Source organism: Nocardioides perillae, from assembly GCF_013409425.1.
In the GTDB taxonomy this organism is placed as follows: Bacteria; Actinomycetota; Actinomycetes; order Propionibacteriales; family Nocardioidaceae; genus Nocardioides; species Nocardioides perillae.
This window is the reverse complement of record NZ_JACCAC010000001.1, coordinates 3444979-3458623: the sequence shown is the minus strand read 5'-3', so window position 1 is coordinate 3458623 and position 13645 is coordinate 3444979. Positions and strand designations below refer to the sequence as shown.

7 protein-coding genes are annotated in these 13645 nt (G+C 74.1%); 5 read left to right on the top strand and 2 right to left on the bottom strand.

What is annotated here, in order from left to right; translation table 11 throughout:
- The first annotated feature begins 1 nt into the window (after position 1).
- From BJ989_RS16255 to pulA, 3 genes are all read left to right on the top strand, one after another.
- On the top strand, positions 2–1720 hold the full coding sequence (locus tag BJ989_RS16255) for an ATP-binding cassette domain-containing protein (protein WP_179519102.1): 1719 nt from the start codon (positions 2–4) through the stop codon (positions 1718–1720).
- An 8-nt stretch (positions 1721–1728) separates the two neighbouring features.
- Positions 1729–2313, top strand: coding sequence for a dienelactone hydrolase family protein (locus tag BJ989_RS16250; protein WP_179519101.1), 585 nt, complete (start codon positions 1729–1731; stop codon positions 2311–2313).
- A 243-nt stretch (positions 2314–2556) separates the two neighbouring features.
- Entirely contained in the window at positions 2557–8121 is a 5565-nt protein-coding gene (gene pulA, locus BJ989_RS16245; protein WP_343049446.1) for a pullulanase-type alpha-1,6-glucosidase, read from the top strand.
- A gap of 62 nt (positions 8122–8183) precedes the next feature.
- Here pulA and BJ989_RS16240 read toward each other — a convergent pair whose 3' ends face one another.
- A complete protein-coding gene (locus BJ989_RS16240; RefSeq protein WP_179519100.1) occupies positions 8184–9539 on the bottom strand; it encodes a S1C family serine protease in 1356 nt (451 codons plus the stop codon).
- A gap of 132 nt (positions 9540–9671) precedes the next feature.
- Between BJ989_RS16240 and BJ989_RS16235 the strand changes: the two genes are divergently transcribed.
- Together BJ989_RS16235 and BJ989_RS16230 are read left to right on the top strand one after the other, a co-directional pair.
- A complete protein-coding gene (locus tag BJ989_RS16235; RefSeq protein WP_179519099.1) occupies positions 9672–11258 on the top strand; it encodes a long-chain-fatty-acid--CoA ligase in 1587 nt (528 codons plus the stop codon).
- A 31-nt stretch (positions 11259–11289) separates the two neighbouring features.
- Complete coding sequence (locus BJ989_RS16230) at positions 11290–12267, top strand: NAD-dependent epimerase/dehydratase family protein (RefSeq protein WP_179519098.1); 978 nt, start codon at positions 11290–11292, stop codon at positions 12265–12267.
- 64 nt (positions 12268–12331) lie between these two features.
- Here BJ989_RS16230 and BJ989_RS16225 read toward each other — a convergent pair whose 3' ends face one another.
- Positions 12332–13624: a citrate synthase gene (locus tag BJ989_RS16225; protein WP_179519097.1), complete on the bottom strand. Its 1293-nt coding sequence runs from the start codon at positions 13622–13624 to the stop codon at positions 12332–12334.
- Positions 13625–13645: the final 21 nt, after the last annotated feature.

Below are 13645 nucleotides of genomic sequence, written 5' to 3'. Positions count from 1 at the left end.
CGTGGGACACGTGGACGTGGCAGGGGTGCGCTTCGAGCTGCCCGACGGCAGGGTGCTCCTCGACGACGTGTCGTTCCGCGTCGGCGAGGGGCAGAAGGTCGCCCTCGTGGGCGCCAACGGCGCGGGCAAGACCACGCTGCTGCGCATCGTCACCGGCGACCTGCAGCCGCACGCCGGGGTCGTGACGCGCTCCGGCGGCCTGGGCGTGATGCGGCAGTTCGTCGGCCACGGCGTGGTGCGGGGCGACGGCTCGGACGTCGTCGACCCGACCGTCGCGGACCTGCTGCTCAGCGTCGCGCCGACCCGCGTGCAGGCGGCGGCCGCCGAGGTGGACGCCTGCGAGCGGCTGCTCATGGAGGACGAGGACGAGGCGACGCAGATGCGCTACGCCACGGCGCTGGCGGAGTACGCCGACGCGGGCGGCTACGACCTCGAGGTCAGCTGGGACGTCTGCACCGTCGCCGCGCTCGGGGTGCCCTTCGACCGCGCCCGCCACCGCTCGCTGCGCACCCTGTCGGGCGGCGAGCAGAAGCGGCTCGTGCTCGAGCAGCTGCTGCGCGGCCCCGAGGAGGTGCTGCTGCTCGACGAGCCCGACAACTACCTCGACGTGCCCGGCAAGCTCTGGCTCGAGGAGCGCCTGCGCACCTCGCCCAAGACCGTGCTCTACATCAGCCACGACCGCGAGCTGCTCGCCAACACCGCGACGCGGGTCGTCACGGTCGAGCTCGGTGCCGCCGGCAACCAGGTGTGGACCCACCCGGGCGACTTCGCGTCCTACCACCAGGCGCGCGCCGACCGCTTCGCGCGCTTCGAGGAGCTGCGGCGGCGCTGGGACGAGGAGCACGCCAAGCTCAAGGCGCTCGTGCTGATGTACAAGCAGAAGGCCGCCTACAACGACGGCCTCGCCAGCCGCTACCAAGCCGCGCAGACGCGGCTGCGCAAGTTCGAGGAGGCAGGCCCGCCGACCGAGCAGCCGCGCGAGCAGCAGGTGTCGATGCTTCTGAAGGGCGGGCGCACCGGCAAGCGCGCCGTCGTGTGCGAGGGCCTCGAGCTCACCGGCCTGATGCAGCCCTTCGACCTCGAGGTCTGGTACGGCGAGCGTGTCGCCGTGCTCGGCTCGAACGGCTCCGGCAAGTCGCACTTCCTCCGCCTGCTCGCGGGCGGCGGCAGCGACCCCGACGTGGAGCACCGCCCCGTCGGGGAGCCCGTCGCGCCGGTGCCGCACACCGGCGTCGCCCGCCTCGGGGCGCGGGTGCGGCCGGGGTGGTTCGTCCAGACCCACGAGCACCCCGAGCTCGTCGGCCGCACCCTGGTGGAGATCCTCCACCGCGGCGACGCCCAGCCCGACGGGCGCGGTCGTGCCGGGATGGGGCGCGAGCAGGCCAGCCGCGTGCTCGACCGCTACGAGCTCGCCCACGCCGCCGAGCAGACCTTCGAGTCGCTCTCCGGCGGGCAGCAGGCCCGGCTGCAGATCCTGCTGCTCGAGCTCTCGGGCGCCACCTTGCTGCTCCTCGACGAGCCGACCGACAACCTCGACGTGCAGTCGGCCGAGGCGCTCGAGGCGGGCCTCGAGGCCTTCGAGGGCACCGTGCTCGCGGTCACCCACGACCGCTGGTTCGCCCGCGGCTTCGACCGGTTCCTGGTGTACGGCGCGGACGGCCGCGTCTACGAGTCCGACGGCCCCGTGTGGGACGAGGGACGCGTGGCGCGCGCGCGTTAGGGTCGAGCATGGCCCAGGTGCTGCTGTTCCACCACGTGCAAGGGCTGACCGCCGGGGTGCTGGCGTTCGCCGACGACCTGAGGGCCGCGGGGCACACCGTGCACGCGCCCGACCTCTTCGACGGGCACACCTTCGACTCCGTCGAGGAGGGGTTCGGCTACGTCCAGGGCCTCCCGGACGGGGAGGTCGCACGCCGCACCGAGGCGGCGGTGGCGGGTCTGCCCGAGGCGCTCGTCTACGCCGGCTTCTCCTGGGGCGTGGTGCGCGCCCAGTCGCTCGCGCAGACCCGGCCGGGCGCGCGCGGCGCCCTGCTCTACGAGTCGTGCGTCCCCGTCACCGGGGAGTGGGCCTTCGGGCCGTGGCCGGCCGGGGTGCCGGTGCAGGTGCACGGCAAGCTCGGCGACGAGTTCTTCGACGAGGACCTCCCGGCCGCCCGCGAGCTGGTCGAGACGCTCGGGCCGGACCTGGCCGAGCTGTTCACCTACGACGGCGACCAGCACCTCTTCGCCGACCGCAGCCTCCCGTCGTACGACCGCGAGGCCGCGGCCCTGCTGACGCAGCGCACGCTCGCCTTCCTCGCGCACGTCGGCTGACCCCCCCGCCGCCGCGCCGCCGCGCCGCCGAGCGGCCCCTGCGTGCGGACTTGTGCCCCAGGTCCTGCACTTGTGCCCCGAGTTCTCGGGCCACAAGTGCAGGAGTCCCCGGTCGACCGGGGACTCCGACGGCCCGGCCCGGGCTGCAAAAAGTTGCCGCCCTTGCAACATCTCGTCGGCGCGGCCTAGTGTGACCGCGCCCACACTGCTCGCCCTGACGGGCCCACTCTCGGGAGTCACACCGTGCGCCGACCCCTGCTCTCCACCGCCGCGTCCGCGGTGGCCCTCCTCACCGCGGTGAGCCTGGCGGGCGCCGCGCCCGTCGGCGCCGCGCCCGGCGGCGCCGAGCCGTCTCCTCCCGGGCCGGGCGCCGTGCCGCGCACCGACGCGCCGCGCTCCGCGACGACGCCGGGCCCGACCTCCTACCGCTCGGCGGCGCGCACTTCCGACGAGGTGACCGCGGCCGACCGCGACCTCGTGCGGGCCCCCGTGCGCGGACCGCTCACGCGCGAGCGGTTCTACTTCGTCATGGCCGACCGGTTCGCCAACGGCGACCCGACCAACGACCGCGGCGGGATCGAGGGCGGCCGGCTCGACCACGGCTTCGACCCCACCGACAAGGGCTTCTTCCACGGCGGCGACCTGGCCGGCATGCGGGAGCGGCTCGACTACGTCGAGGGGCTGGGCACGACCGCGATCTGGCTGACGCCGAGCTTCGCCAACAAGCCCGTCCAGGGCTCCGGTGACCAGGCCAGTGCGGGCTACCACGGCTACTGGGTCACCGACTTCACGCGGCTCGACCCGCACTTCGGCACGAACGCGGAGCTGAAGGCATTCGTCGACGACGCCCACCGCCGCGGCATCAAGGTGTTCTTCGACATCATCACCAACCACACCGCCGACGTCCTCGACTACCGCGAGCAGCAGTACGGCTACGTCGACAAGGCCACCCAGCCCTACCGCGACGCCGACGGCGAGGCCTTCGACGACCGCGACTTCGCGGGCGGCGACACCTTCCCCGAGCTCGACGCGGAGACCTCCTTCCCACGCACCCCGGTCTTCCGCACCGAGGCCGACGAGACCGTCAAGGTGCCGGCCTGGCTCAACGACCCGCGCCGCTACCACAACCGCGGCGACTCGACCTTCGCCGGCGAGTCGTCGACCTACGGCGACTTCGTCGGCCTCGACGACCTCTTCACCGAGCAGCCCGAGGTCGTCGACGGCATGACGGAGATCTACGAGGAGTGGGTGCGCTTCGGCATCGACGGCTTCCGCATCGACACCGTCAAGCACGTCAACCTGGAGTTCTGGCAGGAGTTCGCACCGGCCATCCGCGCGGAGGCCGCCCGCATCGGCAACGACGACTTCTTCGCCTTCGGCGAGGTCTTCGACTCCGCCCCGTCGTTCATGAGCACCTACACCACCGAGGGCGAGATGGACGCGACCCTCGACTTCGGCTTCCAGTCCGCCGCCACCGCCTTCGCGACCGGCAGCGGCACGACGCGCCTGCGCGACCTCTTCGCCGACGACGACTGGTACACCGACGCCGACTCCTCGGCGTACTCCCTGCCGACCTTCCTCGGCAACCACGACATGGGCCGCATCGCCTCCTTCCTCGACGACGCGGCCAGCGGCGACGAGCTGCTCGCCCGCGACCGCCTCGCCCACGACCTGATGTTCCTCGTGCGCGGCCAGCCGGTCGTCTACTACGGCGACGAGCAGGGCTTCACCGGCCCCGGCGGCGACAAGGACGCGCGGCAGGACATGTTCCCCACGCGCACCGCGGAGTACGCCGACGACGACCAGGTCGGCACCGACGCGACCCCGGCCGACGACAACTTCGACCCGACCCACCCGCTCTACCGCCGCATCGCCGCGCTCTCCGAGCTGCGCGAGCGCCACCCTGCCCTGGCCGACGGCGCGCAGCTGCACCGCTATGCCAGCGACCGCGCCGGCGTCTACGCCTTCAGCCGCGTCGACCGCGAGGAGCGGCGCGAGCTCGTCGTCGCGGTCAACAATGCCGAGGAGGCCCGCACGGTCTCCTTCGACACGCTGCGCGAGCGTGGCGGCTTCCGCCAGGTCTGGCCGGCCGGGGCGTCCCAGCGGCTGAAGGCCGACGACGAGGGCCGCGTCACGCTGACGGTGCCGCCGCTGTCCTCGGTGGTCTTCCGCGCCGACGGCCGCCTGCCCGAGCGGGAGGCGGCCCCCGCGGTCGCCCTGGTGCGCCCGCTGACCACCGACGGTGCCCCCGGCACGGTCGCGAGCCGCGCCGAGGTGCGCGCGCAGCCCGCCGAGCCCGGCTTCCACGAGGTGACCTTCGCCTGGCGCGAGACCGGCGCGCAGGCGTGGGAGGTGCTCGGCACCGACGACACCGCGCCCTACCGCGTGCGCCACGACGTCCGCGACCTCCCGGTCGGCACCGAGGTGGAGTACCGCGCGGTCCTGCGCGACCACTCCGGCAACCTCAGCGCAGCCGGCGCCCCGGCCGTCGTGGCGGAGGAGGGCAGTGCGCCCGCCCCGACCGACCCGGGCCCCGGCACCCCCGACGGCCCGGTCGAGCAGCCCGGCGCCGTGTCGGTGCCCGGCTCGTTCAACCAGGAGGTCGGCTGCCCGGGTGACTGGCAGCCCGACTGCGACGCGGTGCAGCTGACCCGCGACGCCGCCGACGACGTGTGGAAGGCGACGCTCCCGGTGCCGGCCGGCACCCACGAGTACAAGGCCGCGATCGACCGCTCGTGGACCGAGAACTACGGCGCCGGCGGCGCTCCGAACGGCCCCAACCTGTCGTTGACCACGGGCGGCTCCCGCGAGGTGCGGTTCTTCTACGACCACCGCACCCACCACGTCACCAGCGACGCGCAGGGCCCGGTCGTGACCGCGCCCGGCAGCTTCCAGTCCGAGCTCGGCTGCCCCGGTGACTGGTCGCCGGCCTGCATGCGCTCGTGGCTGCAGGACCCCGACGGCGACGGCGTGCTGACCTTCGCCACCACCCGGATCCCGCCGGGGACCTACGAGGTGAAGGCTGCCCACGGCCTGTCGTGGGACGAGAACTACGGCGCCGGCGGTGCGCCCGGCGGCGCGAACATCGGCTTCACCGTCGGCGCCGCGGGCCAGGAGGTCCTCTTCCGCTACGTCCTCGAGACCAAGGAGCTGACCGTGCTGACGCAGGACGCGGGCCCGCGCCCCGACCTCACCGCCGAGCGCGCGCACTGGCTGCGCGACGACGTGGTTGCCCTCGACGTGCCCGACGACGCGCCCGCCGGCAGCACGTGGCGCCTGCATGCCTCGCCCGACGGCCGGCTGGTCGCCGACGCCGAGACGCTCGACGGCCCGGCCGGCGCCACCTCGGTGCCGCTGACGCTCGACCCGGCGGGGCTCCCCGCCGACGTCGTGGCCGACTTCCCCCACCTCGCCGACCTCGAGGCGCTGCGGCTGCGACCGGCCGACGCCCGGCGGGCCGACGAGCTCCTCCGCGGCCAGCTCGCCGTGGCGTCGTACGACCCCGACGGCCGGCTGACCGCGGCCACCGGCGTGCAGGTCCCCGGCGTCCTCGACGACGTGTACGTCGCCCAGCGCGGCGCCGACCGTCGCGAGCTCGGCCCCACCTGGACCGGCGCGACCCCCTCGCTCGCGCTGTGGGCGCCGACCGCCCAGGACGTCGACCTGCTGCTGTGGCCGGCCGGCCAGGAGCAGGCCGAGCCGCGCCGGGTCGCGATGACCCGGCAGCGCGACGGCGCGTGGACCGTGCGGGGCGAGAAGGCCTGGCGCGGGGCGTCGTACCTCTTCGACGTGCGCGTGTGGGCGCCGGAGGCCCAGCAGGTCGTGGCCAACCGCGTCACCGACCCGGCCTCGCTGGCGCTCACCACCAACTCGCAGCGCTCGGTGCTCGTCGACCTCGACGACCCGGCGCTGGCCCCGGCCGGCTGGGGCGGCGGGCCGCGTCCGACGGTGGAACGGGCGGTCGACCGCAGCATCTACGAGCAGCACGTGCGCGACTTCTCGATCGGTGACGAGACGGTGCCGGCGGCCGACCGCGGCCGCTACCGCGCGTTCACCCACACCGGCTCCGACGGCATGCGCCACCTGCGCCGGCTGGCCGAGGCAGGGCTCACCACGGTGCACCTGCTGCCGACCTTCGACATCGCCACGATCGAGGAGCGGCGACCGGCCCAGGCCGAGCCGGCCTGCGACCTCGCGGCGCTGCCGGCCGACTCCGAGCGCCAGCAGGAGTGCGTCGGCGAGGTCGCCGGGCAGGACGGGTTCAACTGGGGCTACGACCCCTTCCACTACACGACGCCCGAGGGGTCCTACGCCTCCGACCCGGAGGGCCCGACCCGCACCCGCGAGTTCCGCGCCATGGTGCAGGGCCTGCACCGCGCCGGCCTCGAGGTCGTGCTCGACGTGGTCTACAACCACACCGCCGCGTCGGGGCAGGACGCGAAGAGCGTGCTCGACCGGGTCGTGCCGGGCTACTACCACCGGCTGGACGCCACCGGCGCGGTCGAGACGTCGACCTGCTGCGCCAACACGGCCACCGAGCACGCGATGGCCGAGAAGCTGATGGTCGACTCGGTGGTGACGTGGGCGCGCGACTACGCCGTCGACGGCTTCCGCTTCGACCTCATGGGGCACCACTCCAAGGCCAACGTGCTGGCCGTGCGCGCCGCGCTCGACGAGCTCACCGTCGCCCGCGACGGCGTCGACGGCCGGCGGATCGGGATCTACGGGGAGGGCTGGAACTTCGGCGAGGTGGCCGACGACGCGCGCTTCGAGCAGGCCACGCAGGCCAACCTCGCGGGCACCGGCATCGGCACCTTCTCCGACCGGCTGCGCGACGCCGTGCGCGGCGGCGGGCCCTTCGACGAGGACCCGGGCGTCCAGGGCTTCGGGTCGGGCCTGCTCACCGACCCCAACGACCGCGAGGGCCGCACCCCGGCCGAGCAGGAGCGCCGGCTGCGGCAGGAGACCGACCTGGTCGCGCTCGGCATGGCCGGCAACCTCGCCGACTTCCGCTTCCGCAGCGCGGCGGGCGGGGAGACCACCGGTCGCGAGGTCGACTACAACGGCTCGCCCGCCGGCTACGCCGCCGAGCCGGGGGAGACCGTCACCTACGTCGACGCCCACGACAACGAGACGCTCTACGACGCCTTCGCGCTGAAGCTGCCGCAGGGCACCTCGCCGGCCGAGCGGGTGCGGGCCAACACCGTCGCCCTCTCGACGGTCGCGCTGGGCCAGGGCACCGCCTTCTGGCACGCCGGCACCGACCTGCTGCGCTCGAAGTCGCTGGACCGCAACTCCTACGACTCCGGCGACTGGTTCAACCGGGTCGACTGGTCGCGCCGCGAGCACACCTTCGGCTCCGGCCTGCCGCCGCGCCGCGACAACGAGGCCAAGTGGGGCTACCTGCGGCCCCTGCTCGGCGACCCCGCGCTGCGGATGGGGCAGGCGGAGATGTCCGCCGCCCACGAGGCGGCGCTCGACCTGCTGCGCCTGCGGACCTCGTCGCGGCTCTTCCGGCTCGGCACCGCCGCCGCGGTGCAGGAGAAGGTGTCGTTCCTCGAGGCCCCGCTCGGCACCGTCGCGATGCTGCTCGACGACACGGTCGGAGGCGACGTCGACCCCGCCCGCGAGGGCCTGCTGGTGCTCGTCAACCCCACCCCTGACCCGGTGACCGTGACCGGCACCGGCGCGGGGTGGCGCCTGCACGCGGCGCAGCGACGCGGCGCCGACGAGGTCGTGCGAGGCACGCAGGTGCGGGCCGACGAGGTCGTCGTGCCCGCCCGCACCACCGCCGTCCTCGAGCGCTGAGCCCGTCCGTCCCCGGCCCACGGGCCGGGGACGGACGGGCGCGACCCGGGACGACCCCGGGGTCAGGAGCCGTCGGCGTCCGAGCCCAGCTCGAGGGTCGCGCTCTGCTCCTCGCCGTCGCGGACCCAGGTCACCTCGACCTCGTCGCCGGGGCGGTAGGAGCGGATGGTGGCGATCAGCGAGTCCGAACCGGTGATCACCGTGTCGTCGACGCGCACCACCACGTCGCCGGGCTGCAGGCCCGCGTCGGCGGCAGCGCCCGCGGGCACCTCGCTGACCAGCGCCCCGGCGGCCGGGAGCTCGTCGGCGTCGACCACCAGGCCCTCGGGCAGCGCCCCCGGCACCTGCGCGGTCGCGACGTCGGTGATCGAGACGCCGAGGCGGGCGTGGGTCGGCTCTTCGCCGGCCGCCATCTGCTCGACGATCGGCAGCACCTCGTCGATCGGGATGGCGAAGCCGAGGCCGATCGAGCCGGCCTGACCGGTGCCGGTCGCGGCGGTGCGGATCGAGGAGTTGATGCCCACGAGGCGGCCCTCGGTGTCGACGAGCGGGCCGCCGCTGTTGCCGGGGTTGATCGCCGCGTCGGTCTGGATCGCCGGGTAGGTGGTCGTGCCGCCCTCGTCGGTGCGCCCGACGTTGACCGGCCGGTCGAGGGCGCTGACGATGCCGGTCGTCACCGTCGAGTCGAGGCCGAAGGGCGAGCCGACGGCCACGACCTGCTGCCCGACCCGCAGCGCGTCGGAGTCGCCGACCTCGATCGGGGTCAGGCCGGAGACGTCGACCGCCTGGATCACCGCGGTGTCGGTCAGCGGGTCGCTGCCGAGCACCTCCGCCTCGGCGGTCGTGCCGTCGGTGAAGCCGACCCGGATCGTGCCGCCGTCCTCGGCGACCTCGATGACGTGCTGGTTGGTGAGGATCTGGCCGTCCTCGCTGAGCACGATGCCGGAGCCGCTGCCTGCCCCCTCCTCGCCGCGCACGTCGATCTTCACCACCGACGGCAGCACCTCCTCGGCCACGGCCTCGATCGTGCCGTCGGCGACCGCGACCGGGGCGGGCGCGCTGGCCGAGGTGCCGGCCGAGGCGGGCACACCGGCACCCGTGGTCGGCGCGTCGTCGTCGAGGGCGTCCTGCAGCGCCGCGCCGCCGAGGCCCGCGCCGCCGCCGACGAGCAGCGCGAGGGTGGCGACCCCGGCGACCAGGCGGCCGCGGCGGGGGGCGGGCGAGGGGGCCGGCGCACCGAGGCCGCTGGGCGCCGGTGCCGTCGCGCCGAGCGGGACGGTGTCGTCGTACGACGGGGGCGGGGGCGGGAGGACCGGCCCGGTGCGGCCGTGGTCGGCTCCGGTGGGGTGGTCGGCACCGGCGGGGTGGGCGGGGTCGACGGGGTGGTGGTCCTCGGGACGGGGGTGCTGGTCGCTCATGCCTCGAGGTTCCCGGACGACCCTGTGCGACACCTGAGGGTGCGCTGGCAACGGGCGAAGACCTCGTTGCGGCCCCGTGTGCGCTGGGTCACAATCGCCGCACCCCACGCCCGTCCGACCGGAAGGCCCCCCGTGAGCTCACCCGACCCCCGCTTCGTCGACGACCGGCTGGCCCACTGGGCCCGCGAGACCCCCGACGCGGCGGCGATGACCTACCTCGGCCGCACGTGGACGTGGTCGCAGTGGGACGACCGGGTCCGTCGCGCGGCCGGGGGGCTGCAGGCGCTCGGCGTGCGCCGCGGCGACGTGGTGTCGTTCCTCGACAAGAACCACCCGGCCTGCGTCGAGGTCAGCCTCGCCGCCGGGTCGCTGGGTGCCGCCAACGCGATCGTCAACTGGCGCTCGTCGCCCGACGAGGTCGAGTACGCCGTCGAGGACTGCGGCGCCCAGGTGCTCTTCGTCGGCCGCGAGCTCGCCCCGACCGTCGCGGCGCTGCGCCGGCGCGGGGCCCTCCCCGCCGTGCGCACGGTCGTGGAGGTGACACCCGAGGGCGGCGACGACGACGAGTACGAAGCGTGGCTGGCGCAGCACGAGCCGGTGGGACGCGGCCCCGACGTGCAGGTCGACGACACCTGCCTGGTGATGTACTCCTCCGGCACCACCGGGCGCCCCAAGGGCGTGATGCTCACGCACGAGAACATGGTCTGCCACACGGTCAACGCCCACGACGGCTGGAGCTTCGAGCCCGGCGACAAGTCCCTGGTCGCCATGCCGCTCTTCCACGTGGGCGGCTCCTCCTACGTGCTCTTCGGCATCCACGACGGCGTGGAGTCGGTGATGACCCGTGAGCCCGACGGCGCCTCGCTGGCCGGCGCGATCCTGCAGGGCGCCAACCGCACCTTCCTGGTGCCCGCGGTCCTCGCGCAGGTGCTGCAGTCCGGGCCCGACGCGGTGAGGCTGTTCGCCGGGCTGCGCACCTACACCTACGGCGCCGCCCCGATGCCGCCCCCGCTGCTGCGCGCCGCGATGGAGGCGTGGCCCGAGACCGACTTCCTGCAGGTCTACGGCCTGACCGAGGTCGCCGGCGTGGCCACGCACCTGCTGCCCGACGAGCACCGCGAGGCCGCCGCCTCGGGCCACCCCGAGCGGCTGGTGTCGGCCGGGCGGCCCGTGCCGGGCGTGGAGGTCAAGGTCGTCGACCCCACCTCGCTGGAGGAGGTCGCGACGGGCGAGCACGGCGAGATCTGGCTGCGCACCCGCCAGCTCATGAAGGGCTACCTCGGCAAGCCGGAGGCGACGGCCGAGGTCGTCACCGACGACGGCTGGTTCCGCACCGGCGACATGGGGCGCCTCGACGCCGACGGCTTCGTCTTCGTGCAGGACCGGCTCAAGGACATGATCATCAGCGGCGGGGAGAACATCTACTCGCCCGAGGTCGAGCGGGTCCTCGCCGAGCACCCCGCGGTGCTCGAGGTCGCCGTCATCGGCGTGCCCGACGAGACCTGGGGCGAGGCGGTCAAGGCCGTGGTCGTGCTGAAGGAGGGCACCTCGGTGAGCGAGGCGCAGCTGATCGCCTACAGCCGCGAGCACCTCGCGCACTTCAAGTGCCCCAGGTCGGTCGACGTCGTCGAGGCGCTGCCGCGCAACCCCACCGGCAAGATCCTCAAGCGCGACCTGCGCGCGCCCTTCTGGGCGAGCCGCGAGAGCCAGGTGGTCTGAGGGCACCCGCGCCGGTGGCACGGTGGGGGTCGTGAGCGAGACGACCTCCACCCCCACCTCGAGCCGCACCCCCACCTCGAGCACCAGCAGCAGCGCGTCGGCGGCCACCGCCGCCCCGGCCAGCCCCCTGGTCGTGGTCACCGGGGCCAACGGCCTCGTCGGCGAGGCGGTGACCCGCGCCCTGCTGCAGCGGGGCGCGCGCGTGCGCGCCGTCGTACGCCGTGCCGGCACCGCTCCGGCGGGGGCGGAGGAGGTCGTGGGGTCCTTCGCCCAGGCCGACGTGGCCGAGACCGTGGTGGTCGGCGCCGACGCGCTGGTCACGACCGTGCACCCGATGGGCAGCGACCGGGCGACGCAGCAGGCGGTCGGCGTCGAGGCCACACCGGCGCTCGTGAGGGCCGCGCACGACGCCGGCGTGCCGCTGGCGGTGCACCTGTCGACCGCGGCCGTGCACGACCGCAGCCCCGGCGTCGGCGACGTCGACCAGGACGCACCGCTCGTCGACGACGACGCCGGGGACTACCCGGTCACCAAGCGCGACACCGACGCCGCGATCGCGGCGCTCGAGGGACCCACGCGCGTGCTGGTCCGCCCGCCTGCGGTGCTCGGCCCGGGGGAGAGCTCGGTGTGGAACACGCTGCGCCCCGCCGACGCGCGCCGCGACCCCTCGCACCTGGCCGGCCACCCCGAGCGCAGCTTCGCCTGGGTGCACGTCGAGGACCTGGCAGCGCTGGTCGCCGACGTCGCCACCGGACGGGTCCCGCTGGCCGACGACCCGGACCGCGGCCCGCTCGCCGGGGGGACGACGGCGGTGACGGTCGCCGGGGAGCCGGCGACCTGGCGCGACTACGCCGGCACCGTCGCCGAGGCGGTGGGGGTCGAGCCGGCGTGGAGCGAGGAGCCCGGGTGGAGCGGGCAGGTGCGCAGCGACCGCGCCCGGTCCTGGGGCTGGACGCCGCAGGTCACGCTCGCGCACGCCCTGGACGAGCTGAGGGCCGGCCTCCGCTGACGCGGGGGCCGGCCCTCGGGCTCGGTGCGGTGCTCGGTGCCGGGCCCTGGTGGGAGCCGCTGGCTCAGGCCCAGCGCTCCGCGGCGGGCACGAAGTCGAGCGTGCGCGCGCCGGTGTAGATCTGCTTGGGCCGCGCGATCTTCTGCTCCTTGTCCTGCGTCAGCTCGAGCCACTGGGCCAGCCAGCCCGGGGTGCGGCCGATGGCGAAGAGGACGGTGAACATCTCCGGCGGGAACTGGAAGGCCTCGTAGATCAGCCCGGAGTAGAAGTCGACGTTGGGGTAGAGCTTGCGCTGGACGAAGTACTCGTCCTCGAGGGCGATCTTCTCCAGCTCCTGGGCGATCTCGAGCAGCGGGTTGACCCCGGTGACCTCGAAGACGTCGTCGCAGGCCTTCTTGATGATCTTGGCGCGCGGGTCGTAGTTCTTGTAGACCCGGTGACCGAAGCCCATGAGCTTCTCGTCGCCGTTCTTCACGCCCTGGATGAAGGCCGGGATGTTCTCCTTCGAGCCGATGCGGCGGAGCATCCGCAGCACGGCCTCGTTGGCGCCGCCGTGCAGCGGGCCGTAGAGGGCGCCGACGCCGGCGGCCACGGCGGAGTAGGGGTCGACCTGGGTCGAGCCCACCGAGCGGACGGCGTTGGTGGAGGCGTTCTGCTCGTGGTCGGCGTGCAGGATGAACAGCACGTCGAGCGCCTTGACCAGGCGCGGGTCGGCCTCGTGCTTGCTCTCGCTCATCTTGAAGAGCATCGAGAGGAAGTTGGCGGTGTAGCCCAGGTCGTTGTCGGGGTAGACGTAGGGCTTGCCCTGGGCGTGGCGGAAGGACCAGGCGCCGAGCGTCGGCATCTTCGCGATCATCCGCACGATCTGCATGTGGCGGTTCTCGGGGTCGCCGATGTTGCGGGCGTCGGGGTAGAAGGTCGACAGCGCACCGACCGAGGCCATGAGCATGCCCATCGGGTGCGCGTCGTAGCGGAAGCCCTGCATGAAGGTCTTCACGTTCTCGTGGACGAACGTGTGGTAGGTGATCTCGTGCACCCAGGCGTCGTACTGCTCCTTGGTGGGCAGGTCGCCGTGGATCAGCAGGTAGGCGACCTCGAGGAAGGTCGAGTTCTCCGCCAGCTGCTCGATGGGGTAGCCGCGGTACTCGAGGATGCCCTTCTCGCCGTCGATGAAGGTGACCGACGAGCGGCACGACGCGGTGTTGACGAAGCCGGGGTCGTAGACCGCCAGGCCGGGCTGGTCCTCGCCCGGGCGGATCTTGCCCAGGTCGGCGGCCTTGATGGTGCCGTCCACGATCGGGACGTCGTACTCCTGTCCGGTGCGGTTGTCACGGACGGTGAGCGACTCGGAGGTCACGTCGGCTCCTCGCTACGGTGA